This is a genomic window from Serratia sp. CY47444 (assembly GCF_052168635.1).
Taxonomy (GTDB): Bacteria; Pseudomonadota; Gammaproteobacteria; order Enterobacterales; family Enterobacteriaceae; genus Serratia; species Serratia bockelmannii.
Map to the genome: position 1 here is coordinate 111,668 of NZ_JBJNMH010000015.1, position 21,426 is coordinate 133,093.

20 protein-coding genes are annotated in these 21,426 nt (G+C 59.5%); 13 read left to right on the forward strand and 7 right to left on the reverse strand.

The window, feature by feature from the left end; genetic code table 11:
* Positions 1 to 140: 140 nt before the first annotated feature.
* Together puuR and ACJ8IL_RS18590 are read right to left on the reverse strand one after the other, a co-directional pair.
* The gene (gene puuR / locus ACJ8IL_RS18585; RefSeq protein WP_025303528.1) at positions 141 to 698 is read right to left on the reverse strand and encodes an HTH-type transcriptional regulator PuuR; all 558 of its coding nucleotides are present in this window, start codon (positions 696 to 698) and stop codon (positions 141 to 143) included.
* 197 nt (positions 699 to 895) lie between these two features.
* Positions 896 to 1,180 carry a hypothetical protein gene (locus tag ACJ8IL_RS18590; protein ID WP_406903351.1) on the reverse strand — a complete coding sequence of 95 codons (285 nt, stop codon included), beginning with the start codon at positions 1,178 to 1,180 and terminating at the stop codon, positions 896 to 898.
* On the opposite strand from ACJ8IL_RS18590, the gene ACJ8IL_RS18595 reads away from it, so the two are divergent.
* Together ACJ8IL_RS18595 and ACJ8IL_RS18600 are read left to right on the forward strand one after the other, a co-directional pair.
* Entirely contained in the window at positions 1,094 to 2,512 is a 1,419-nt protein-coding gene (locus tag ACJ8IL_RS18595; RefSeq protein ID WP_406903330.1) for a glutamine synthetase family protein, read from the forward strand. The two genes, ACJ8IL_RS18590 and ACJ8IL_RS18595, sit on opposite strands and share 87 nt — an antisense overlap.
* Before the next feature lie 535 nt (positions 2,513 to 3,047).
* Positions 3,048 to 4,415, forward strand: coding sequence for an APC family permease (locus ACJ8IL_RS18600; RefSeq protein ID WP_025303526.1), 1,368 nt, complete (start codon positions 3,048 to 3,050; stop codon positions 4,413 to 4,415).
* Positions 4,416 to 4,486: 71 nt separating this feature from the next.
* Here ACJ8IL_RS18600 and sbcB read toward each other — a convergent pair whose 3' ends face one another.
* The 3 genes from sbcB to ACJ8IL_RS18615 form a co-directional block, all read right to left on the reverse strand.
* Entirely contained in the window at positions 4,487 to 5,914 is a 1,428-nt protein-coding gene (gene sbcB, locus ACJ8IL_RS18605; protein WP_025303525.1) for an exodeoxyribonuclease I, read from the reverse strand.
* A 90-nt stretch (positions 5,915 to 6,004) separates the two neighbouring features.
* Positions 6,005 to 6,193, reverse strand: a complete 189-nt coding sequence (locus ACJ8IL_RS18610; protein WP_025303524.1) for a DNA polymerase III subunit theta — start codon at positions 6,191 to 6,193, stop codon at positions 6,005 to 6,007.
* 54 nt (positions 6,194 to 6,247) lie between these two features.
* Positions 6,248 to 6,454 (reverse strand): hypothetical protein, encoded by a 207-nt coding sequence (locus tag ACJ8IL_RS18615; protein ID WP_164063959.1) that lies wholly within the window; start codon positions 6,452 to 6,454, stop codon positions 6,248 to 6,250.
* A 258-nt stretch (positions 6,455 to 6,712) separates the two neighbouring features.
* On the opposite strand from ACJ8IL_RS18615, the gene ACJ8IL_RS18620 reads away from it, so the two are divergent.
* A complete protein-coding gene (locus tag ACJ8IL_RS18620) occupies positions 6,713 to 7,822 on the forward strand; it encodes an SDR family oxidoreductase (RefSeq protein WP_025303522.1) in 1,110 nt (369 codons plus the stop codon).
* A 34-nt stretch (positions 7,823 to 7,856) separates the two neighbouring features.
* Here ACJ8IL_RS18620 and ACJ8IL_RS18625 read toward each other — a convergent pair whose 3' ends face one another.
* Positions 7,857 to 8,603, reverse strand: coding sequence for a S24 family peptidase (locus tag ACJ8IL_RS18625; protein ID WP_033643785.1), 747 nt, complete (start codon positions 8,601 to 8,603; stop codon positions 7,857 to 7,859).
* Between the two features lie 176 nt (positions 8,604 to 8,779).
* On the opposite strand from ACJ8IL_RS18625, the gene ACJ8IL_RS18630 reads away from it, so the two are divergent.
* From ACJ8IL_RS18630 to araD, 10 genes are all read left to right on the forward strand, one after another.
* Positions 8,780 to 9,547 carry an N-acetylmuramoyl-L-alanine amidase gene (locus tag ACJ8IL_RS18630; protein WP_025303521.1) on the forward strand — a complete coding sequence of 256 codons (768 nt, stop codon included), beginning with the start codon at positions 8,780 to 8,782 and terminating at the stop codon, positions 9,545 to 9,547.
* Between the two features lie 94 nt (positions 9,548 to 9,641).
* Entirely contained in the window at positions 9,642 to 10,709 is a 1,068-nt protein-coding gene (locus tag ACJ8IL_RS18635; protein WP_043136371.1) for an FUSC family protein, read from the forward strand.
* 160 nt (positions 10,710 to 10,869) lie between these two features.
* Positions 10,870 to 11,187, forward strand: a complete 318-nt coding sequence (gene tmaR / locus ACJ8IL_RS18640) for a PTS system regulator TmaR (protein ID WP_004935612.1) — start codon at positions 10,870 to 10,872, stop codon at positions 11,185 to 11,187.
* A 354-nt stretch (positions 11,188 to 11,541) separates the two neighbouring features.
* Positions 11,542 to 12,609 (forward strand): erythritol/L-threitol dehydrogenase, encoded by a 1,068-nt coding sequence (locus tag ACJ8IL_RS18645; RefSeq protein WP_016927009.1) that lies wholly within the window; start codon positions 11,542 to 11,544, stop codon positions 12,607 to 12,609.
* A gap of 135 nt (positions 12,610 to 12,744) precedes the next feature.
* Positions 12,745 to 13,662: an ABC transporter substrate-binding protein gene (locus ACJ8IL_RS18650; protein WP_015378502.1), complete on the forward strand. Its 918-nt coding sequence runs from the start codon at positions 12,745 to 12,747 to the stop codon at positions 13,660 to 13,662.
* A gap of 54 nt (positions 13,663 to 13,716) precedes the next feature.
* Positions 13,717 to 15,207: a sugar ABC transporter ATP-binding protein gene (locus ACJ8IL_RS18655; protein WP_046896377.1), complete on the forward strand. Its 1,491-nt coding sequence runs from the start codon at positions 13,717 to 13,719 to the stop codon at positions 15,205 to 15,207.
* Positions 15,204 to 16,193, forward strand: a complete 990-nt coding sequence (locus ACJ8IL_RS18660) for an ABC transporter permease (RefSeq protein ID WP_049205093.1) — start codon at positions 15,204 to 15,206, stop codon at positions 16,191 to 16,193. The genes ACJ8IL_RS18655 and ACJ8IL_RS18660 overlap by 4 nt, the downstream gene beginning before the upstream one ends.
* A gap of 8 nt (positions 16,194 to 16,201) precedes the next feature.
* Complete coding sequence (locus ACJ8IL_RS18665; protein WP_442516730.1) at positions 16,202 to 17,689, forward strand: FGGY-family carbohydrate kinase; 1,488 nt, start codon at positions 16,202 to 16,204, stop codon at positions 17,687 to 17,689.
* On the forward strand, positions 17,676 to 18,545 hold the full coding sequence (locus ACJ8IL_RS18670; protein WP_442516731.1) for an L-ribulose-5-phosphate 3-epimerase: 870 nt from the start codon (positions 17,676 to 17,678) through the stop codon (positions 18,543 to 18,545). The genes ACJ8IL_RS18665 and ACJ8IL_RS18670 overlap by 14 nt, the downstream gene beginning before the upstream one ends.
* Positions 18,539 to 19,231 carry an L-ribulose-5-phosphate 4-epimerase gene (gene araD, locus ACJ8IL_RS18675; RefSeq protein WP_033651896.1) on the forward strand — a complete coding sequence of 231 codons (693 nt, stop codon included), beginning with the start codon at positions 18,539 to 18,541 and terminating at the stop codon, positions 19,229 to 19,231. Before ACJ8IL_RS18670 ends, araD begins: the two co-directional genes overlap by 7 nt.
* 6 nt (positions 19,232 to 19,237) lie before the next feature.
* On the opposite strand, the gene ACJ8IL_RS18680 is transcribed toward araD, so the two are convergent.
* Positions 19,238 to 20,242 (reverse strand): LacI family DNA-binding transcriptional regulator, encoded by a 1,005-nt coding sequence (locus tag ACJ8IL_RS18680; RefSeq protein WP_043136352.1) that lies wholly within the window; start codon positions 20,240 to 20,242, stop codon positions 19,238 to 19,240.
* Between the last annotated feature and the right edge of the window lie 1,184 nt (positions 20,243 to 21,426).

The following is a 21,426-nucleotide window of genomic DNA, read 5'->3' on the forward strand; positions in this document are numbered from 1 at the left end:
TTTAGATGTTTAGATGGCTGTTTTGCTCTGTTGTAACACAGATTGCGCCGTTGGCAACCAACAAAATGGCATAACGGCGATGAAAAACGTGGAGAGGCAGGGGCGCAACCCGCGTCAGGCTGCGCCGGTGCGAGAAGCGGTCAGAAGGTGGTAGGGGTGTGTGCGCTGACGATGCGGCAAATGCGCGCCGATGTATTGCTGAAGCTGTGCGGAATGCCGGTGTTGATGGCGTAACTCTGGCCGGCGGTCAGGCAATAGCTCTGGCCGTTGATGGTTAGCACAATCTCGCCCTCCAGCAGGGTGCCTATCTCTTCGCCCTGGTGCTTGATCTTTTCACCGGTGGTGGTGCCGGGCTGGTAGGTTTCCAGCATCATCGCCAGGTTGCGCGTCGGGCTGCCGTTGTGCACCAGCTTCATCGACACCCCCTGGCTGCCGATCTCAATCAGGTCCTCGGCGTCGATCACCACGCGCGGTTCGTCGGCGGCTTCCGGTTCGGCAAAGAATTCAGACAGCGACAGGCCATACACCTTCAGCAGCTTTTGCAGCGTGCTGATGGCCGGGCTGACCTTGTCCTGTTCGATGGTGCTGATCGCACTGTGGGTTAACCCGGACAGTTCGGCGACCCGGCGCTGTGACAAACCCAATTGCTGACGGATCTGCGACAGGCGTTTGCCCGGTGCCAAGCTGACTTCGCTCATAGCGGTACTTCCTTCTGGTAAGGGCGACAGGCAGAAATGAAGATCGCTATCGGGTGCCTGTCTGGTCGATAACGATACTGCATGATATCGGTAGTTAGGGTGGGTTTGGAAAATATATTGCCCATGTTCACTCTTGGTGCGTTGGACAAAATAGTTGACGTGAAAATGGCAGTAAGGCCTTTTCGGTCAATATTTTATCAATTTAGCAGCCGCTGGCGAATAATCAAACAGGATTGTAACATTTGCAAACCCATTCTGTTAATACTATGTTTCATATTGTGGATGTTATTTTGAGCGCCCGGCAGCGGCGCGGCCTGACGAGAAATCCAATCATGTGTTGAATCGAACGGTGGACGGGCGCCAACGCGCCTTAAGAGCATAATGGCGGGTGACGTATGCAAACCAATAGCGCAGCAGTTGAACATTTTGCACAGCATCATGAAGAGAGGCGAAGTAGCGCGTTCCAAAATGAGGTCGCTCATTATTTGGAACGCCATCCCGCCACGCAGTATATCGATATCCTTCTCACCGATCTCAATGGTTCCTTCCGCGGCAAACGCATACCCGTCTCAGGGTTGAAAAAACTGGAAAAAGGCAGCTACTTCCCCGCGTCGGTGTTCGCTATGGACATCCTCGGCAACGTGGTGGAGGAGGCCGGCCTTGGGCAGGAACTCGGCGAGCCGGATCGCATTTGCCTGCCGGTGCCCGGTTCGCTGACGCCGTCGGCCGCCGATCCGGAGCATATCGGCCAGGTGTTGCTGACCATGCTGGATGAAGATGGCACTCCCTTTGACGTTGAACCCCGTAATGTGCTGAACCGCGTGTGGCAGGCGCTGCGACAGCGCGGCTTGTTCCCGGTGGCAGCGGTAGAGCTGGAGTTTTATCTCATCGACAGGCAGCGCGACGCAGAAGGCGATCTGCAGCCGCCGTGTGCGCCCGGCACTCAGGAACGCAACACCCAAAGCCAGGTGTACTCCGTCGATAACCTGAACCATTTCGCCGAGGTGCTGAACGATATCGACGCGCTGGCGAAGCTGCAGGGGCTGCCGGCGGACGGCGCGGTGGCGGAGGCGTCGCCGGGGCAGTTCGAGGTCAACCTGCGTCATACCGACGACATCCTGCTGGCCTGCGACCACGCGCTGGCGCTGAAGCGGCTGGTGCGGCTGGTGGCCGAGAACCACGACATGCACGCCACCTTTATGGCCAAACCCTATGAGGATTACGCCGGCAGCGGCATGCACGTGCATGTCAGCATGCAGGATAGTGCGGGCAACAACCTGTTTGCCGACGCCGAAGGCGAGGATTCGCCGCTCTTGAAACAGGCATTGGCCGGGATGATCACCCTGATGCCGGCGTCGATGGCGCTGCTGGCGCCGAACGTCAACGCCTACCGGCGCTTCCAGCCGGGGATGTATGTGCCGATCCAGGCCGCCTGGGGCCACAACAACCGCACCGTGGCGCTGCGCATTCCCTGCGGCGAACCGGAGAACCACCGGGTGGAGTACCGCGTGGCCGGCGCCGATGCCAATCCTTATCTGGTGATGGCGGCGATCCTGGCCGGCATGCTGTACGGGCTGGACAACCTACTGCCGTTGCCTGAGCCGGTGACCGGCAACGGGCTGGAGCAGGAGGGGCTGCCGCTGCCGATCCGCCAGAGCGACGCGCTGTACGAGTTTGAACATCAGCACGCGCTGACGCACTATCTGGGCGAGCGTTTCACCCAGGTGTATCACGCCTGCAAGACCGACGAACTGCTGCAGTTTGAACGGCGGGTGACGGAAACCGAGATCGACTGGATGTTGAAAAATGCCTGAATGGGCGTATAAAGTAAGAGGTATGTGCGGGTGACTGGCCTGCCGGCAGCGGATTAATTCGCCTGCCGGGCTGGTTTTCCGTGCGATCGACAAAAAGAATTTGTATTTGAGGGTTTCCGGATCTTGTCATTCGGAGGCATTCTGGTGCAAAATATCTCAAATGCAGATAGCCGACGTTTTGAAAGCGTCGGTTATTTTTTTTGCATTATGTTTTACCAACGTAGCGTTTCATACACCAAGCGAGGCCGGACACCGATCCGGATAGATAAATAGTTTCGTGCACGATCAAACAAAACTTTATGGTCGTGACTCATGAGGATTAGAAAGATGGGGCAATTTTTCACTTTAGCGCCGGTGCCCGCCGGTTTCCGCTGTGGCCGCAGCGACTATGGAGCAGCCGAGGTTTCCTCGACCCGTTATCCAGCTTACAATCCCCTTCTTTTAGAATTAAGTCGCTCGTTGCGAAGTTTCCCCGCAACCTTAAGTCTTGGCGTGTCCGCCATCCGCAAGGCTCAAGGTAAGGGGGGGCTGACCAATGTCCGATAACACCATCAACGCCGCTCCGGCTCAGCGCACTCAGCTGCGTAAAACCCTGACATTAGTTCCGGTAGTGATGATGGGCTTGGCTTACCTGCAGCCAATGACCATTTTCGATACCTTCGGCATCGTATCCGGCCTGACCGATGGTCACGTCGCGACCGCGTACGCCTTCGCTCTGCTGGCGATCCTGTTTACCGCCCTGAGCTATGGCAAGCTGGTGAAGAAATTCCCTTCCGCCGGTTCCGCCTACACCTACGCCCAGAAAGCCATCAGCCCGCACGTCGGCTTTATGGTGGGCTGGTCATCGCTGCTGGACTACCTGTTCATGCCGATGATCAACATTTTGCTGGCCAAGATTTACCTGGAAGCGATCTTCCCGGGCGTACCGTCCTGGATCTTCGTGGCGGTGCTGGTCGGCTTGATGACGATTTTCAACCTGCGCGGCATCAAGCTGGTGGCTAACCTGAACTCCATCATCGTGGTGGTGCAGGTGGCGATCATGATCGTGTTCCTCGGCCTGGTGATCAACGGTATTTACCACGGCGAAGGCGCCGGTACGCTGGTCAGCAGCCGCCCGTTCTGGTCCGATAACGCCCACGTGGTGCCGATGATTACCGGCGCGACCATCCTGTGCTTCTCGTTCCTGGGCTTCGACGGCATCAGCTCGCTGTCCGAAGAGACCAAAGACGCGGAAAAAGTGATCCCGAAAGCCATCTTCCTGACGGCGCTGATCGGCGGCATCATCTTTATCGTGGTGTCTTACTTCGTGCAGCTGTACTTCCCGGACATCTCGCGCTTCAAGGATCCGGACGCCTCACAGCCTGAAATCATGCTGTACGTGGCGGGCAAGTTCTTCCAGTCGGTGATCCTGGTGTTCTCCTGCGTGACGGTATTGGCGTCGGGCATGGCGGCGCACGCGGGCGTTTCGCGTCTGATGTACGTGATGGGCCGCGACGGCGTGTTCCCGACTCGCTTCTTCGGCTATGTGCATCCGAAGTGGCGTACCCCGGCGCTGAACGTGCTGCTGGTAGGCGCCATCGCGCTGTCCGCGGTGTCGTTTGACCTGGTGACCGCGACCGCGCTGATCAACTTCGGTGCGCTGGTGGCCTTCACCTTCGTCAACCTGTCGGTGATCTCGCAGTTCTATATTCGCGACAAGATGAACCGCACCGTGAAGGACACATTTAACTACCTGATCCTGCCGGTGATGGGCGCACTGACCGTCGGCGCGCTGTGGATCAACCTGGAAGCCAGCTCGATGACGCTGGGCCTGGTTTGGGCGGCCATAGGTTTGATCTACCTGGCCTTCGTCACCCGCAGCTTCCGTCTGCCGGTGCCGCAAGCGAGCGAAGACGCCGCCTAAGCGCGAGCCGTCTCCTCAGCCACAAAAAAGGCCGCTTTCGCGGCCTTTTCCTTTTCTGCTTGCTGCGGGGTTTATCCCACCAACTCTTTGCCGTAATCGAACAGCGCTTTCAACAGGGCGGTTTTCTCTTTGTCGCCTTCGTGCAGGTTATACAGCGATTCGAGCTGCAGCAGGTAACTCTGCACGCGCTCTGCGCTCAGCGCTTCCTGGCGGTGTTGCAGCCAGCGACGCTGCTCGGCGTCGTCCAGCGTATTCGGATAGTTGCGCGCGCGGAAGCGGAACAGCAGCTCTTTCATGCGGCCGTCGCTGAAGGCCAGATCCAGCGCCGGCAGGTTCTGCGGTTTGGTCTGCTGGATAATCCTCATCGCCGCCTTGTCGGCGTCGCTGAAGAAACCGTCGTACAAGCGGGCGTCGACGTCGTCGGCGCCTTTGAACGGCTCGGCTTCGGCGAACAGCGCCACCACTTTTTCGCGCACTTCCGGGTGCTGTTTCAGCAGCTGCAGGTTCTGCAGACAGGCTTGGCGATCGATGCCCAGCCGCTCGGCGTTCTCCGGCAGCAGGGTTTTGGCCGGTGCCAGCACCGGGCATTTGTTGATGTGCACCAGCTTGATCGGCACCGGTGCCTGATCCGGCGCCAGGTCGTCGCGGCGGGTATACAGCCGTTCACGCAGCTGCTCGGCGCTCAGCGTCAACAGCGGCGTCATGTCGCCGGCCAGATCGCACATGATCACCGCGTTCTTGTTGTCCGGGTGCCAGGCCAGCGGCGACACCCAGCTGGTATTGCCGCGCGCCGCGCCGAACATGCCGGAGACGTGCACCAGCGGCGTCATGTCGGCGACGTCGATCAGGGCGTTCAGCTTGTGCTTGTTGCGGTGCTGCAGCAGGAAATCGAACAGCCGCGGCTGTGCCTGTTTGACCAGCTTGGCCATGGCGATGGTGGCGTAAACGTCCGACATCGCGTCGTGAGCCTGCGTGTGCTCGACGCCGTTGGCGCGCGTCAGATGTTCCAGGCGGAAGCTGGGGAAACCGTCTTCGTTTTCCGGCCAAACGATGCCGTCCGGGCGCAGAGCGTAGCAGGCGCGCATCACATCCAGCAGATCCCAGCGCGAGTTGCCGTTTTGCCAGCTGTAGGCGTAGGGATCGTAGAAGTTGCGATAGAAGATATTGCGGCTCACTTCGTCATCGAAGCGGATGTTGTTGTAACCGAGAATGCAGGTGCCGGCCACGCTGAAGGCCTGATGGATTTGGCGGGTGAACTCGGCCTCGTTAACCCCTTTGGCACGCGCCACCTGCGGCGTGATGCCGGTGATCATCACCGCCTCGGGTTCCGGCAGGTAGTCATCGGCCGGGGCGCAGTAGATGACCAGCGGCTCTTCGATAATGTTGAAATCCATATCGGTGCGCACGCCGGCGAACTGCGCCGGGCGGTCCAGCGACGGGCTCTTGCCGAAGGTCTCGTAATCGTGAATATAAAATGTGGCCGGTGCCTTGCTGCTCAAAATCGCGTCTCTTCAGTGGCGGATACAATATGCCTCTATTGTAACGGCGTAGGGAGCGATGCCAAGCGGCGGTTAGCGAAATGCACGCAATTACGCACGGCGATAGAAATCCAGCCGCTGGTGAAAGTAGGGGAGCAGGTGGTCGGGGATCTGGCGTTCTGTTTCCGCCTGGGTCGAAGCGATGCCGTAGCGCTCGTTGTAGATCACGCTGATGGCCAGCAAATCGGCTTCTATTTTCTCGCGTTGCGCCTGCGGTAAGCTATCCAGCTTTCGAACCATCGTTATCTCCCTGTTAACCTTAGGGTATAATAGGATCGTTAGCGGGTCTTGTCCCTACCCATTCCGAGGGGAGGTGGACGCCTGCGCGCTTTGCTTCGAGCTGGGGGCCAGACTGTGGCGCGCGGCGAACTCGTTCTGCGCCTGGTGCGCATTGAGGCGATCTGCCCGGTTATACAGCGAGCAGGCGCCGCTTATCACCGCCCCCCAAAACAGGGCGCACAGCAGTAAAACCCCCAACCAGATTTTTTGGTTATAGGTCATAGGTCCTCCACGGACGAGAAGAGAAATAACATTGACCGTTAAATTAAATCAGGCACTACATCAATGGTATTTAAACGGCAGAGATTAATCATCCAATCTACGCGCTTCTTTTGTTACTAAAGCCACGATGGATGTTTCAAAAGATTCCTTAAGATAATATTAAGAAAAGTGATTCTGGGCGCCGTAATTCTATTTAATATTTGTTTAAATATCCGCAGATACAATCTCCCACATTCAATACCAATGTGGGTGACAATGATGAAAACGCTACTGTTAACCGGCGCTACCGGCTTTCTCGGTGGTGCAGTTCTTGAAAAATTATTGATTGAAAATCAGTCCATTAATTATCTTCTACTGGTGCGCGCCGATGATGCGCAGCAAGGATTGGCTCGTATTCGCACGAATATGGAAAAGTTTAATATCGACGCGAATCTGCTGTCTAAAATTACGATAGAAAATATATTGTTGGGCGACCTTTCCGAGCCGGCCGAATTTTTAACTGACGCACGTATTAACAATGTCACGCACGTTATTAACTGTGCGGCCGTTGCTTCATTTGGTAATAACCCGCTCATTTGGAAGGTAAACGTAGAAGGCACCCTGGCCTTTGCCGAAAGAATGGCGCAGGTGCCGGGATTAAAACGCTTTCTGCATGTCGGTACCGCCATGTCCTGTTCCCCGGAACCGGGTTCGCTGGTGGCGGAGAGCGGCGAATTTGAGGAAGATGCCGAGCATCTGGTGGAATATACGCGTTCCAAATCCACCATCGAACAGCTGATGCGCCAACGCTGCCCGCAAATGCCGCTGACCATCGCTCGTCCGTCGATTGTCGTGGGCCACACCCGCCTGGGCTGCCAGCCTTCGAGCAGCATTTTCTGGGTGTTTGGCATGGCGCTGATGCTGCGCAAGTTTATGTGCTCGCTGCAGGACAATATCGACGTGATCCCGGTGGACTACTGTGCGGATGCGCTGGTGATGCTGATGAACAGCGAAACGCTGGAGAACGACGTTTATCACATCTCCGCCGGTGAAGAGCGCAGCGTCAGCTTTGCCGAAATCGACCGCGCCATGGCGGCAGCGCTGGAAAAAGCGCCGGTGGGCGATGAGTATGCGCAGGTGACGTATGACGCGTTGGTGAAAATGCGCCGTCAGCTGAAAGACATTTTCGGCCCGTGCAACGAGCGGCTGATGCTGAAGGCGATGCGCCTGTACGGCTCGTTCGCCATGCTCAACGTGCGTTTCAGCAACGAGAAGATCCTCAAGCTGGGCATGCCGAAACCGCCGCGCTTCACCGACTACATCGCCGGTTGCGTGCAGTCGACTCGCGGGTTGTCTATCCAGCAGCAGATGGTGGTGGACTTCAAATAACCGCCGGGCGCAGCGGGCGCCCGAGGTTGCTCTGCTACCAGGACGAAGAGGACCAGAAGACGCGGCCGAGCACCACCAGTTGCTCCTTGCGCTGCTGATAGCTGAGATGCTCGTCCTGGTACTCTTCACGGTTGAGGGAGCGGATGATGACGCCGCCGTCCGGCTGCTCGATCAGCACCTTCACCCGCAGCAAATTGCCGTGGCGGATGGCATAGGTCTTGCCCTCGCGGATGCGCGTGTCGTCGGTGTTGATGCCGACCACGTCGCCATCCTGCAGACGCGGTTCCATGCTGGAGCCGGAGATGCGGATAATGCGCGCGGCGTTGACCGCCACCCCCATCTTGTGCAGATAGTAACGGCGGAAGATCAGCGAAAACTCCTCGCGATCGACGATTTCGTAGCAGCCGTCGCCGGCGGAAAAATCGATATCCAGCAGCGGGATCTCCACAAACTCTTCCTTGTCCTGTTCGGTATCTTCCCATACCACCGGTTTTAAACGGGCGGGCTGGAAGTCCGACTCCGCCGCCACGTTGTCAAACGGGCGCACCAGCTGCTTTTCGTGAAACACGTCGAACCAGCCCTTGGGCAAATTCAGCTTGGCCTCGATCCGCCTGGCCAGATTGTCGCCAAGATTGCGGGAGGATTTTTCCCCGATGATTTGGCTCAGCGTTGGCGCGGAAGACTCAACCAGCGTGGCGAATTCATTCTGGTTGACGCCTTGCCGGGCGTAGCGGGCCATCAATTCGCGCAGATTGTTGCGCCTGATTTCTTTAGTTTCCATCGTGCAATGATCGCACTCTTTAGCAAAAAGGTAAATAACGATTTTGCTAAAAAAAACTTGCGCATGATTTAGCAATTAGCTAAAACAAAAAGGGTGAGCCAAGGGTTCACCTGTGCGGGGCGGCCTGTCATGATGAGGGGCCGCTCAGTGAAATCAAACGAGAGAGGGACTTTACGATGTACAAGATTGATTACAATAGCTACCGATCGGTCGCCAGCTTCGGCCACCGCGTGCGCTTTCTGGTGCTGCACTACACGGCGCAAAACTTCGCCGACTCGGTGAAGTCGTTGACCGGAAAATCGGTCAGCGCGCACTATCTGGTGCCGGATCCGACCGAGGCCACCTATCAGGCCGCCGGCTTCAGCGGCGTGCGCATTTTCAACCTGGTGGACGAGAACGAGCGCGCCTGGCATGCCGGCACCAGCCAGTGGGGCACCCGCAGCAATATCAACGACACCTCGATCGGTATCGAGATCGTTAACCTGGCGAGCGGCGACGGTGGAAACATCACCTTCCCGCCGTTCAATCCGCAGCAGATCGAAGCGGTCACCCAGCTGGCGCAGAACATCCTGCAGCGTTATCCGGACATCTCGCCGGTGAACGTGGTGGCGCACTCCGATATCGCGCCGGGCCGCAAGAGCGATCCGGGCCCGCAGTTCCCGTGGCAGCAGCTGTATCAGGCCGGCGTCGGCGCCTGGTATGACGAAGCGACCAAGCAGCAGCGCCAGCAGGAATACTGCAGCCAGGGCCTGCCGGCGCAGGCCGATTTGCTGAAACTGTTCGCCCAATATGGCTACGACACCTCGGCGGCGAACACCGCAGAAGGCTATCGCCAGCTGGTGCGCGCGTTCCAGCTGCACTTCCGTCAGCAGAAGTATGACGGCGTGATGGATGTCGAAACCGCCGCCGTTCTGCGCGCGCTGGTCGACAAGTACGCCGCCTGAGCCTGACCGCGAATGGGGGACGCCTCATTCGCCTTTTCCTCGCCGGGCTTCCTCCGCTAAAATAACGGCCTGGCTGGTCTTTATCGGAGGCATCGTGCGCCTCGATCGAAAAATCTCTTCCCTTGAACTGCTGACCTATCGCCACTACCGCATCGTACACGGCGTGCGCATCGGGCTGGCGTTTATTCTGACCTTTCTGCTGATCCGCCTGCTGGCGGTGCCCGAAGGCACCTGGCCGCTGATCACCCTGGTGGTGGTGATGGGGCCGATCTCGTTTTGGGGCAACGTGCTGCAGCGGGCGCTGCAACGCATTGCCGGCACGGTGTTCGGCGCCGCGTCCGGCCTGATCGCCCTGTATCTGGAACTCTATTCGCTGCCGCTGATGCTGGCTTGGTGCGGCGTGGTGATGTTCGTCTGCGGCTACCTGACGCTCGGCAAACGGCCGTATATGGCGCTGCTGGTGGGGATCACGCTGGCGGTGGTGTGCGGCGCGGGCGCCGGTGACATGCATACCGCGCTGTGGCGCAGCGGCGACGTGATCTTCGGCTCGTTGCTGGCGCTGCTGTTCACCAGCATCTACCCACAGCGCGCCTATATTCTGTGGCGCATGCACATGGCGGACTGCCTGCAAACCGCCGCCCGCCTCTACGGCGCCTATTTTTCGCCGAACGTCATTGAGCGGCCGCGGCTGGAGCCGCAGCTCAAGGATCTGTTGAATCAGGTGGTGAAGCTGCGCAGCCTAATCGTGCCCGCCAGCAAGGAAACCCGCATTCCCAAAGCGGTGTTCGAGGCGGTGCAAACCCTCAGCCGCAATCTGGTGTGTACGCTGGAGCTGATGGCCGACGCTTACTGGGCCTCGCGTGAAACGCACTTCATCATGTTGAACGCCCGCACGCTGCGCAGTACCCAGCTGCTGACGTTGAGCTCGCTGGAATCGCTGGCGGTGCTGATGCGCGAAGGGCCGCAGGCGCAGCGGCAGGCGGCGGCGGGGCAGCTGGTGGAGATCGCCGGCGAGCTGAAAACGCTGATGCAGGAGGTGAGCCTCGGCCAGCACGGCGAAGCGCCGATTTACGGCTACGTTTGGCTCAGCATGGAGCTGGCGCAACAGCTGGAGGAGTTGGGGGATCTGCTCCAGGTTTGCACCGCCGCCGGGCGTGAATAAGGGGTCAGATCATGAAGGCGGCGCTTTGGGTTTTGGCCGCCGGGGCAAAGTGGGTAAGATAAGGCAATCACTGTTGTGCCGGACCGCCACAAACCTGTATCTTGGTGCCATGTGGCCGTAAGCAAATGAATCTGTGTATTACTAAAGCAAGGGTATAAAGATGGATAATGCAAATAAGCCGAGTTTCCAGGACGTGCTGGAGTTTGTGCGTATGTTCCGCCGCAAAAACAAACTGCAACGCGAGATCGTCGACAACGAAAAGAAAATTCGTGATAACCAGAAGCGCGTGCTGCTGCTCGACAACCTGAGCGAGTACATCAAGCCCGGCATGAGCATTGAAGACATTCAGGGCATCATCGCCAACATGCGCAGCGACTACGAAGATCGCGTTGATGACTACATCATCAAAAATGCCGATCTGTCCAAAGAGCGCCGCGAGCTGTCCAAAAAGCTGAAAGCGATGGGCGAAGTGAAGTAACCCGCTTTATCGGGCCGGGTGCGATGCCTGGCCCGCATTCCTGCCAATCATCTTCTTCCCGCCGTTTCGATCATCTCCCGATCCTCATCGATCCTTTAAATGGGATCGCGATCCGCATTTGTAGCATTTTTAGCCGCAATGTTAACGAACTGTGATTTTGCTCAAACAATTATTTTTGCAGCTTTGGTTATATGTCGATCAATGTTCACGTTGTCATTTTTAGTTTTCGGGATGTTTGATGATTAATTCATTGAAATTTATCATGTTGTTTCGTTACTTGTTTTTTGTTGGATAAAAATGACAACGTCAACATTAAGAAAATTCAAGCGTTTAACGAGTGTATTGGAGGAAGAGATGAGCCAGTTGCCGGAAAAAATGCGCGCGGTCGTTTGCCACGGCCCGCAGGATTATCGTTTCGAACAGGTGCCTACGCCGCTGCCGAAGGCGCGCGAGCTGGTGATCAAGGTGGAAGGCTGCGGCATCTGCGCCGGCGACTGCAAATGCAAGAACGGCGCGCAGATGTTTTGGGGGGAGAACCCGTGGGTCAAACCGCCGGTGGTGCCGGGGCATGAGTTCTACGGCCGCATCGCCGCGCTGGGCGAGGGCGCGGAAGGCAAATACCGGATCGGCGAGCGGGTGATCGCCGAGCAGATCGTGCCGTGCTGGGAGTGCCGCTACTGCAAATCCGGCAGCTACTGGATGTGTGAGACGCATAACATTTACGGCTTCCAGAAAGACGTGGCGGAGGGCGGCATGGCGGAATACATGCGTTTTTCCGAGAACGCCATCGTGCACAAGATCCCGGAAAGCCTGAGCCACGAAGACGCGGTATTGATTGAGCCGATGGCCTGCGCCATTCACACCGTGGCGCGCGGCGACATCCAACTGGACGACGTGGTGGTGCTGGCCGGCGCCGGGCCGCTCGGGCTGTGCATGGTGCAGGTGGCGCGCCTGAAGACGCCGAAGAAACTGATCGTGATCGATGCCATCGACGAGCGGCTGGCGCTGGCGAAGGAATTCGGCGCCGACGTGGTGATCAACCCGCTGAAGGAAGACGCCGACCAGATCGTCAAATCGCTGACCGGCGGCTACGGCTGCGACGTCTACATCGAGGCCACCGGCGCGCCGATCGGCGTCACCCAGGGGCTGCAGATGATCCGCAAGCTGGGCCGCTTCGTGGAGTTCAGCGTGTTCGGTAAGGAAACCACCGTCGATTGGTCCATCATCGGCGATCGCAAGGAGCTGGACATTCGCGGCGCGCACCTGGCGCCCTACAGCTATGAAATCGCCATCGATCTGTTCGAGCGCGGGCTGGTGACTTCCAACGGCGTGGTTACCCACAGCTATTCATTGAACGACTGGGATGAAGCCTTCGCCCTGGCGGACTCGACCGACTCCATCAAGGTGATCCTGGTTCCCTGACCCTCCCGCCGTACCGCTGTTGCAGTCACGATCGCCGGCCCATCCGCAATGGGGGGCCGGCCGGTCGGCCAAACGTAAAGACATGCTGTTGCTCTGATAACCACAACAAGAAGCTTCCCTACAGGAGAATTGGCTATGTTTTCATTATTCAAAAAGACCCTGCCTTTTATCGTCGCCGGTGGAATGTTGGCGGCCAGCCATGGGGCGCTGGCCAAGCAAATCACTATCGGTATGTCGTTCCAGGAAATGAACAACGACTACTTCGTCACCATGAAGCAGGCGCTGGATCAGGCGGCGGCGGATATCGGCGCCAAGGTGTACGTGGCCGATGCGCGCCATGACGTCGCCAAACAGATCGGCGACGTGGAAGACATGCTGCAGAAGAAGGTGGATATCCTGCTGATCAACCCGACCGATTCGGTGGGGGTGCAGTCGGCGGTGATCTCCGCCCATAAGGCCGGCGCGGTGGTGGTAGCAATCGACGCGCAGGCGGAAGGGCCGCTGGATTCGTTCGTCGGCTCGGAAAACTACGACGCCGGCTTCCAGGCGGGTGAATACCTGGCGAAAGCACTGGGCGGCAAAGGCAAGGTGGCGATCCTCGACGGCATCCCGGTGGTGCCGATCCTGGAGCGCGTGCGCGGCTTTGAAGCGGCGATGAAGAAATACCCCGACATCAAGATCGTCACCAAGCAAAACGGCAAGCAGGAGCGTGACACCGCGCTGACCGTGACCGAAAACATGCTGCAGTCGGCGCCGGATCTGGCGGGCATCTTCAGCGTCAACGACGTCGGCGCGCTCGGCGCCCTGGCGGCGATCGAAAGCAACGGCGCCAAGGTCAAGCTGGTGAGCGTCGACGGCCAGCCGGAAGCCATCAAAGAGATCCTCAAGCCGAATTCGCCGTTCATCGCCACTTCGGCGCAGTTCCCGCGCGACCAGCTGCGCATTGCGCTCGGCATTGCGCTGGCCCGCTACTGGGGCGCCACGGTGCCGAAAACCGTGCCGGTCAAAGTGAAGCTGATCGACCGCAGCAATGCGGCCGGCTTTAGCTGGTAACAGCAGCCGGGTTCGCCCCGCTGCGGCGGGGCGTTCGGTGCGGAGGGCAATACGGTGACACCTTTACTGGAACTGAAGCGAATAAAAAAGAGCTTTCCCGGCGTGAAGGCGCTGGACGGCATCGATCTGGCCATTCAACGCGGCGAGGTGCACGCCCTGCTGGGCGAAAACGGCGCCGGCAAATCGACGCTGGTGAAAATCATGTGTGGCATCTATCAGCCGGACGAGGGCGATATTTTTATCGACGGCGAGCAGCGCCGCTTTAACAACTATCGCCAGGCGATCGAGGCCGGGGTCGGCATTATTTTTCAGGAATTCTCGTTGATTCCCTACATGAGCGCCATCGACAACATCTTCCTCAACCGGGAGATCAGGAACCGCTGGGGCCTGCTGGATCGGCGGGCGATGCGGCGCAAGGCCGAGGCGATCTTCAAGCGGCTGACGGTGGCTATCGATCTCGATTGCCCGGTGGAGCAGCTGAGCGTGGCGCAGCAGCAGTTCGTTGAGATCGCCAAGGCGCTGTCGCTGGAGGCGCGGGTGCTGGTGCTGGATGAGCCGACCGCCACGCTGACGCCAGGCGAGGCCGAGCACCTGTTCAGCGTGATGAACGATCTGCGGCTGCTGGGCGTCGGCATGGTGTTTATCTCGCACCACCTGGACGAGATTTTCACCATCTGCGATCGCATCACTGTGCTGCGCGACGGCGCCTACATCGAAACGCTGGCCACCGGCGACACCAACGTGGAAGAGCTGGTGCGGCTGATGGTCGGGCGCAAAATCGAGAACGCCTTCCCGGTGAAACAGCACCCGGTCGATACCGCGACGGTGCTGCTGGAGGCGGAGATCCAGCGCGAGAAGCACGGCGCGACCGACCGTTTTCACCTGCACAAGGGCGAGATCCTCGGCTTCGCCGGGCTGGTGGGCTCCGGGCGCACCGAGACCGTTTCGGCGCTGATCGGCGCCAGCCGCTGCCACCGTAAACGTGTCCGCCTCGGCGGCCAACCGGCGGCGCTGCGCTCCCCAGCGCAGGCGCTGGCGCAGGGCATCGGCCTGCTGCCGGAGAGCCGCAAAACCGAGGGCCTGGTGCTGCCGTTCTCGGTGGCGCAGAACATCACCCTCAACCGGCACCACCGGCGCGGCAAGATCTTCGTCAGCGCCCGCAAGGATCGCGACGTGGTGCAGCGGCTGATCCGCGCCGTGGGGGTGAAAACCCCGGACGCCGAGACCGCCGTCAGCACCCTGAGCGGCGGCAACCAGCAGAAGGTGGTGATCGCCCGCTGGCTCAACAATGACTGCAACATCCTGATCTTCGACGAGCCGACGCGCGGCATCGACGTGGGCGCCAAGGCCGAGATCTACCAGCTGATGCAGCAACTGACCCAGCAGGGCATCTCCATCATCATGATTTCTTCCGAACTGCCGGAGATCATCGGCGTGTGCGACCGCGTGCTGGTGTTTCGCGGCGGCCACATCGTCGCCGAGCTGACCGGCGACGACATCGAATCCAACCACATCATGCTTCACGCGACCGGGAGTGCCTTATGATCGGAATTGAACAACCCGCCGTGGCGCGCCGCGCCGCCGGCCCCAGCCTCGGCAAGCGCTGTGAAAAACTGCTGCATCACCCGGCGGTCTTGCCGTTTATCGGCTTCGTAATTTTGTTCGTATTGATGAGCCTGCTGAACGACAGCTTCCTCAGCGTCAACAACCTGACCAACGTGGCACGCCAGGTGTCGATCAACGCCATCATCGCGGTGGGCATGACCTGCGCCATCCTGACCGGCGGCATCGATCTCTCGGTGGGGCCGGTAATGGCGCTGGCCGGCTCCGTCGCCGCCGGGCTGATGCTGGCGGCGGTGCCCATCCCGCTGGCGATGGTAGCGGCGCTGGCGGTCGGCGCGCTGTTCGGCCTGGCCAACGGCGCCTGCATCGCCTACCTGCGCATGCCGCCGATCATCGTCACCCTGGCGTCGATGGGCATCGCCCGTGGCCTGGCGCTGCTCTATACCGGCGGCTACCCAATCTCCGGCCTGCCCGACGTCTTCTCCTTCTTCGGTCGCGGCACGGTGCTGGGCATTCAGGTGCCGATCCTGATCATGCTCGGCGTGTACGTGCTGGCCTGGCTGATGCTCAACCAGCTGCCGTTCGGCCGCTACGTCTACGCGATGGGCGGTAACGAAGAGGCGGCGCGCCTGAGCGGCATCCGCGTGCCGCGCTACAAGATGCTGGTGTACGTGATCAGCGGACTGACCGCCGCGCTGGCCGGGCTGGTGCTGACCTCGCGCCTGATGAGCGGGCAGCCTAACGCCGGCGAAGGCTTCGAGCTGGACGCTATCGCCGCCGTAGTGCTGGGCGGTGCGGCGATCTCCGGCGGGCGCGGCGCCATCGTCGGCACGCTGGTGGGGGCGATGATGCTCGGGGTGCTCAACAACGGCCTCAATCTGATGAACGTGTCGCCGTATATCCAGAACGTGGTGAAGGGCGGCATCATCCTGGCCGCCATCTACCTCAGCTCCGTGCGGCGCAAATAGGAGGCGCGATGTCAGTCTTTCTTGGCATAGACGTCGGCGGCACGGTGATCAAGGCCGGGCTGTACCGGGCAAGCGGCGAAGAGCTGGCGATCGCCGAGCGCGACGGCGCGGCGATTGCCGCCCAGCCGGGCTTCAGCGAACGCAATATGGACGCGCTGTGGGATGACGTTTGCACGGTAATCCGCCAGACGCTGCACGCGGCGGGGCTGGCGGCCGGGCAGGTGCGCGGCGTCAGCTTCTCGGCGCACGGCAAAGGGCTGTACGCCATCGACCGCCACGGCAAACCGGTCGGCAACGGCATCCTCTCTTCGGACAACCGCGCGGCGGCCACGGCGGCTGAGCTGCGCCGCGCCGGCGTGGACGCGCAGACCTACCCGCGCAGCCTGCAGCCGCTGTGGCCCAGCCACCCGGCGCTGTTGCTGCGCTGGCTGAAGCAGCGGCAGCCGGCGCAGTACGCCGCCGTCGATCGCATCCTGATGGCGCACGACTACCTGCGCTTTCGCCTCACCGGTGAGGCGGCGGCCGAGGTGACCAACATCTCCGGCAGCAACCTGTTCAATCAGCACAGCGGCGCTTACGATCCGGCGCTGATGGCGGCCTTCGGCATCGAAGAGGCGCAGGAGAAGACCGCGCCGGTGATCGGCTCGGCGCAGCTGGCCGGGCGGGTGACGGCCGCTGCGGCGGCGCAGTGTGGCCTGCGCGCGGGCACCGCGGTGTACGGCGGCCTGTTCGACGTGGTGGGCGCGGCGCTCAGCTCCGGCGTGGCCGACGATCGCACGCTCAGCGCGGTGGCGGGCACCTGGTCGATCGCCACCTGCGTGACCGAGCGCATCATTCCTGCCGATTACCCCTACGCCTGGGGGCGCTACTGCATCGACGGACGCTATTTCGTGCACGAAGGCAGCCCGACCTCGGCCGGCAACCTGGCCTGGTTCCTGCGCCAGTTCTGCGCCGACGACCGGCAGCGCTACGCCCAGTTTAACGCCTGGGTGGCCGAGCGCCACGAGCAGCCGAGCGGGCTGCTGTTCCTGCCTTATCTGTACGGCTCCAACCTCGGCGGCAACACGCCGGGCGGGCTGATCGGCCTGAGCGCCCACCACGAGATGGCGGACGTGGTGCAGGCGATCTACCAGGGCATCGTGTTCTCGCACCTGATCCATCAGGAGCGCATGGTGCAGCTGAACCCGCGCATCGAGCGGGTGCGCATGACCGGCGGGCCGACGCAGTCCGAGGTCTGGATGCAGATGTACGCCGACGCCGGCAACCTGCCGCTCGAGGTGGTGGAAACGCGCCAGAGCGGCTGCCGCGCCGCCGCCCTGTGCGCCGCCGTCGGCGCCGGGGAGTACGCCGGGTTCGCCGAAGCGATCGCCGCCGCGCCGCCCAAACTGCGTTGTTATTATCCCGCGACCGCCGCCCACCGGCGCCTGCGCGCCCAGCAGGCGCGCTATCTGGCGGTCGCCCAGGCTTTGAGTGAGGTGACTGATGCAAACGACTAACGCCGCCTGTCTGGGGCTGTATGAAAAGGCGCTGCCCGCCGATATGAGCTGGCCGCAGCGGCTGGCCACCGCCGCCGAGCTGGGCTTTGAGTTCGTGGAGATGTCGATCGACGAGCAGCCGGCGCGCCAGCAGCGGCTGGATTGGGATCGCCGCCAGCGGCTGGCGTTTATCCAGGCGCGACTCGACAGCGGGGTGACGGTGCCGAGCCTGTGCCTGTCGGCGCACCGGCGCGACCCGTTCGGCAGCGCCGACGCCGCCACCCGCGAGCGGGCGCGGGTGCTGATGAGCAAAGCGCTGGAACTGGCGACGGATCTCGGCATCCGCAACATCCAACTGGCGGGTTACGACGTCTATTACGAACCCGCCGATCGCCACAGCCGCGAACGCTTTATCGAGGGCATGCAGTGGGCGGCGGCGCAGGCCGCCAGAGCGCAGGTGATGCTGTCGGTGGAGGTGATGGACACGCCGTTCATCAACAGCATCAGCAAATGGCGCGACATCGCCCGCCACGTCAACAGCCCGTGGTTCACGGTGTATCCCGATCTCGGCAACCTCAGCGCCTGGGGTAACGATGTCGCCGCCGAGCTGGCGCTGGGCATCGGCAGCATCACTGCCGTGCACCTCAAAGACACCGTCGCGGTGGGGCCGGGCAGCGCCGGGCAGTTCCGCGACGTGCCGTTCGGCGAAGGCTGCGTGGATTTCGCCCACGCCTTTTCCGTGCTCAACGCGCTCGGCTATCGCGGCCCCTACCTGCTGGAGATGTGGGCGCGCGAAGACGGGCAGGATAAGCAACGCATCGCCCAGGCCAAGGCCTGGATCGAACAACAGATGATCGAGGGAGGCATCGCATGCTGAACGAACTCAAGCGGCAGGTGCTGGCCGCCAACCTCAGCCTGCCGGCATACGGGCTGGTGACCTTTACCTGGGGCAACGTCTCGGCGATCGATCGCCAGAGCGGGCTGGTGGTGATCAAGCCTTCAGGCATCGCCTACGAGGCGATGACGCTGGAGGATCTGGTGGTGGTGGATCTGGAGGGCAAGGTGCGCGAAGGGCACCGCAAACCCTCATCCGACACCGCCACCCACCTGGCGCTGTACCGCGCCTTCGCCGATATCGGCGGCGTGGTGCACACCCACAGCCGCAACGCCACCATCTGGGCGCAGGCCGGGCAGCCGATCCCGGCGCTGGGCACCACCCACGCCGACTACTTTTACGGCGACATTCCCTGTACCCGGCCCATGAGCGAGGCGGAGATCGCCGGGGATTACGAGGGGGAAACCGGCAAGGTGATTATTGAGACCTTCAGTCAGGCGGGGCGCGATCCGCAGCAGGTGCCGGGGGTGCTGGTTTACTCCCACGGCCCGTTCGCCTGGGGCAAGGACGCGGCGGATGCGGTGCACAATGCGGTGGTGCTGGAAGAGGTGGCGATCATGGCGATGGCGACGCGCCAGCTGGCGCCGGCCATCGCCCCGATGCAGCCGGAGCTATTGGACAAACATTTCCTGCGCAAGCACGGCAAACACGCCTACTACGGGCAATAGCGCCCGTCAGCGATTCAACAGCGAGCCGGTGAAGAACTCTCTGCGCACCGGCAGCTCGCCGCGCGGGCTGTGAATGGCGCTGAACAGCAGCTCCGCGGCGATCTCCCCCAGTTTCTGCGTATCGTGATACACCCCCGGAATGTGCAGGCCGTAAGCGCCGGCGCGCGGCGGCTCGTCTATCGAGAAGAACTTCACCTGTTCATAAAGCCCCATCTCGTGGCAGATGGCGATGGCGCCCAGCGTGATGATGCCGTTCAGGCCGATGATGTAATCCGGGCGGTTCTCCGGCTGCGCCAGATAGGCGCGCACCTCGCTTTCCTGTGAGGTGAAATCATAGTCGCCGTTGATGATATGAATCTCACGCCCGCTGCCCTGCAGCGCCGCGACGATGCCGGCAGTGCGCGTTAAGGTGATCTCCGAATCCGCCGGGCCGCCGATAATCAGCAGCTTCTGCTCCGGCTGCTCCGCCAGATAGCGCCCGGCCAGCACGCCGATCTCGCGGTTATCGAGGAACACGCCGCTCAGCTGCTGATCGTAAAGATCGCGGTCGATAAGGATCAGCGGCACGCCGTACACCTCGGCCAGCTCGAGATAGGCGGGGCGGTAGCGCTTGTCGTCGCGCACCGCCGACAGCAAGATGCCGCGCGCCTTGTAGCCGAACAGCGCCTGAATGGCGCGCATTTCCGCCTCTTCGCTGCCGTCGGTGTCGAACAGCATGATCTGGTAGCCCTGCTGACGCGCAATGCGCGACACGGTCTTGATCAGGCCGGAATAGAACGGGTTGTACATGCTGCTGGTGACGATGCCGATAATCTGGCTGCTGCTGCTTTTCAGCCCCTGCGCGAAGGCGTTGGGCACATAGTTCAGCTCTTTGGCGATGGCGTGAATGCGCTCACGGGTTTCCGGCTTGACCAGCTCGGGCTTATTGAAGGCGCGGGAAACGGTGATATTGGTCACCCTGGCGCGGCGGGCGATATCCACGATAGTGGCATTGGGATTGGCTTTCGACACCGTCTTTCCTTGCGTTATGCCTCAACAGATCCCTTATTGTAGGGAAAGGGCGGGGGCGGTGCTAGGGGGGAGGCAGGGGGAGGGGGAGGAAAATAATAGAATGAAAGTAGGGGTAGTAATTTTGTTTGTTTATTATACTGGCGTTAAATAATTTATGTGGTTATATTTTGTTGGAGGAATCTTTGCTAAAGTGTGTTTTATGTTCGAGGTTTGGTGTTAATGACTGCTTTGTGCCAAAAGCTGACATTTGTCTTGTCCGCCAATTGTACCTTATTACATATTAATAGATTGCCAATAAAGTATTGATAAATTTAAATATTACTGTATCCCAAGAAACCCTTTCAGTTTTTTGATCTCGATGTCAACATTATCCATTGGGTCTAAACATCTTTTATCTATTGTTTTATTGATTTTTGAATTGGTTTTTCTGAGTGTTATCTGGAGGGTTGGTCTATTTATTTTATCTATAGCACCCATTCCTGTAAATTTGCGTTAGAATTGAAACGAAGATAGAAGTTAAGTACAGCAAGTCTAAAAGCTACATTTTCTTGTGTTGTTTTTTATGTAACATGCAACCACCTTATATTAGCATTGACGACCTATTTTAAATAACAATGAGCAGATGTGTCTTAAAATACCTTACATAAGAAATACCTTTTTGTGCTTATTTTAAGTTAAGAAAGAAAAAATCGAATTTTGTATTTACACTATATGTTATACACGTCTCATGACGTTCGCTCAGAGCGGAGCTTTAGCCAGTTAGCTGTCCACTTCGTGCCAGATATAGCGGATATTGAGAAGCCACTTTCACAGTTACTCAGTGAGTATTGTGTTTAGAGCCTCTCTTGGTTCAAGATTTTCCTAAACTTACGCCATCTACTTTCGCTCATAGCGCTTCAGATGTGCAGAATTCATCAGAGCGTAATTTTACTATTTAGGGGAAGACATACGGCCTTATCACCAAAGATCTTCGGTGAGGAAAAGGGCCACCTGTATGGTGTCTGAGCCTGTTACATTACGATAAATAAGCAGGATGAACAATCAGATAACAAGACAAAAGTAGTTGAGCCTTCTCTTTTTTCATATACTAATTGCACATCCAGCTAGGATTCCTGATAAAAAACACTAACAAGGATAAAAAATGAACAAAACCGAGAAAAAAGAATTAAAGAAAAAAATACAGA

Bases quoted from the DNA above. Each gene is read 5' to 3' on its own strand.
- araD (WP_033651896.1), top strand. From the start codon at position 18,539: ATGCTGAACGAACTCAAGCGGCAGGTGCTGGCCGCCAACCTCAGCCTG.
- ACJ8IL_RS18620 (WP_025303522.1), top strand. From the start codon at position 6,713: ATGAAAACGCTACTGTTAACCGGCGCTACCGGCTTTCTCGGTGGTGCA.
- ACJ8IL_RS18590 (WP_406903351.1), bottom strand. From the start codon at position 1,180: ATGAGCGACCTCATTTTGGAACGCGCTACTTCGCCTCTCTTCATGATG.
- ACJ8IL_RS18645 (WP_016927009.1), top strand. From the start codon at position 11,542: ATGAGCCAGTTGCCGGAAAAAATGCGCGCGGTCGTTTGCCACGGCCCG.
- ACJ8IL_RS18610 (WP_025303524.1), bottom strand. From the start codon at position 6,193: ATGGTTCGAAAGCTGGATAGCTTACCGCAGGCGCAACGCGAGAAAATA.
- ACJ8IL_RS18660 (WP_049205093.1), top strand. From the start codon at position 15,204: ATGATCGGAATTGAACAACCCGCCGTGGCGCGCCGCGCCGCCGGCCCC.
- ACJ8IL_RS18630 (WP_025303521.1), top strand. From the start codon at position 8,780: ATGTACAAGATTGATTACAATAGCTACCGATCGGTCGCCAGCTTCGGC.
- ACJ8IL_RS18650 (WP_015378502.1), top strand. From the start codon at position 12,745: ATGTTTTCATTATTCAAAAAGACCCTGCCTTTTATCGTCGCCGGTGGA.
- ACJ8IL_RS18625 (WP_033643785.1), bottom strand. From the start codon at position 8,603: ATGGAAACTAAAGAAATCAGGCGCAACAATCTGCGCGAATTGATGGCC.
- ACJ8IL_RS18615 (WP_164063959.1), bottom strand. From the start codon at position 6,454: ATGACCTATAACCAAAAAATCTGGTTGGGGGTTTTACTGCTGTGCGCC.
- ACJ8IL_RS18670 (WP_442516731.1), top strand. From the start codon at position 17,676: ATGCAAACGACTAACGCCGCCTGTCTGGGGCTGTATGAAAAGGCGCTG.
- ACJ8IL_RS18600 (WP_025303526.1), top strand. From the start codon at position 3,048: ATGTCCGATAACACCATCAACGCCGCTCCGGCTCAGCGCACTCAGCTG.
- ACJ8IL_RS18595 (WP_406903330.1), top strand. From the start codon at position 1,094: ATGCAAACCAATAGCGCAGCAGTTGAACATTTTGCACAGCATCATGAA.
- tmaR (WP_004935612.1), top strand. From the start codon at position 10,870: ATGGATAATGCAAATAAGCCGAGTTTCCAGGACGTGCTGGAGTTTGTG.
- ACJ8IL_RS18665 (WP_442516730.1), top strand. From the start codon at position 16,202: ATGTCAGTCTTTCTTGGCATAGACGTCGGCGGCACGGTGATCAAGGCC.
- puuR (WP_025303528.1), bottom strand. From the start codon at position 698: ATGAGCGAAGTCAGCTTGGCACCGGGCAAACGCCTGTCGCAGATCCGT.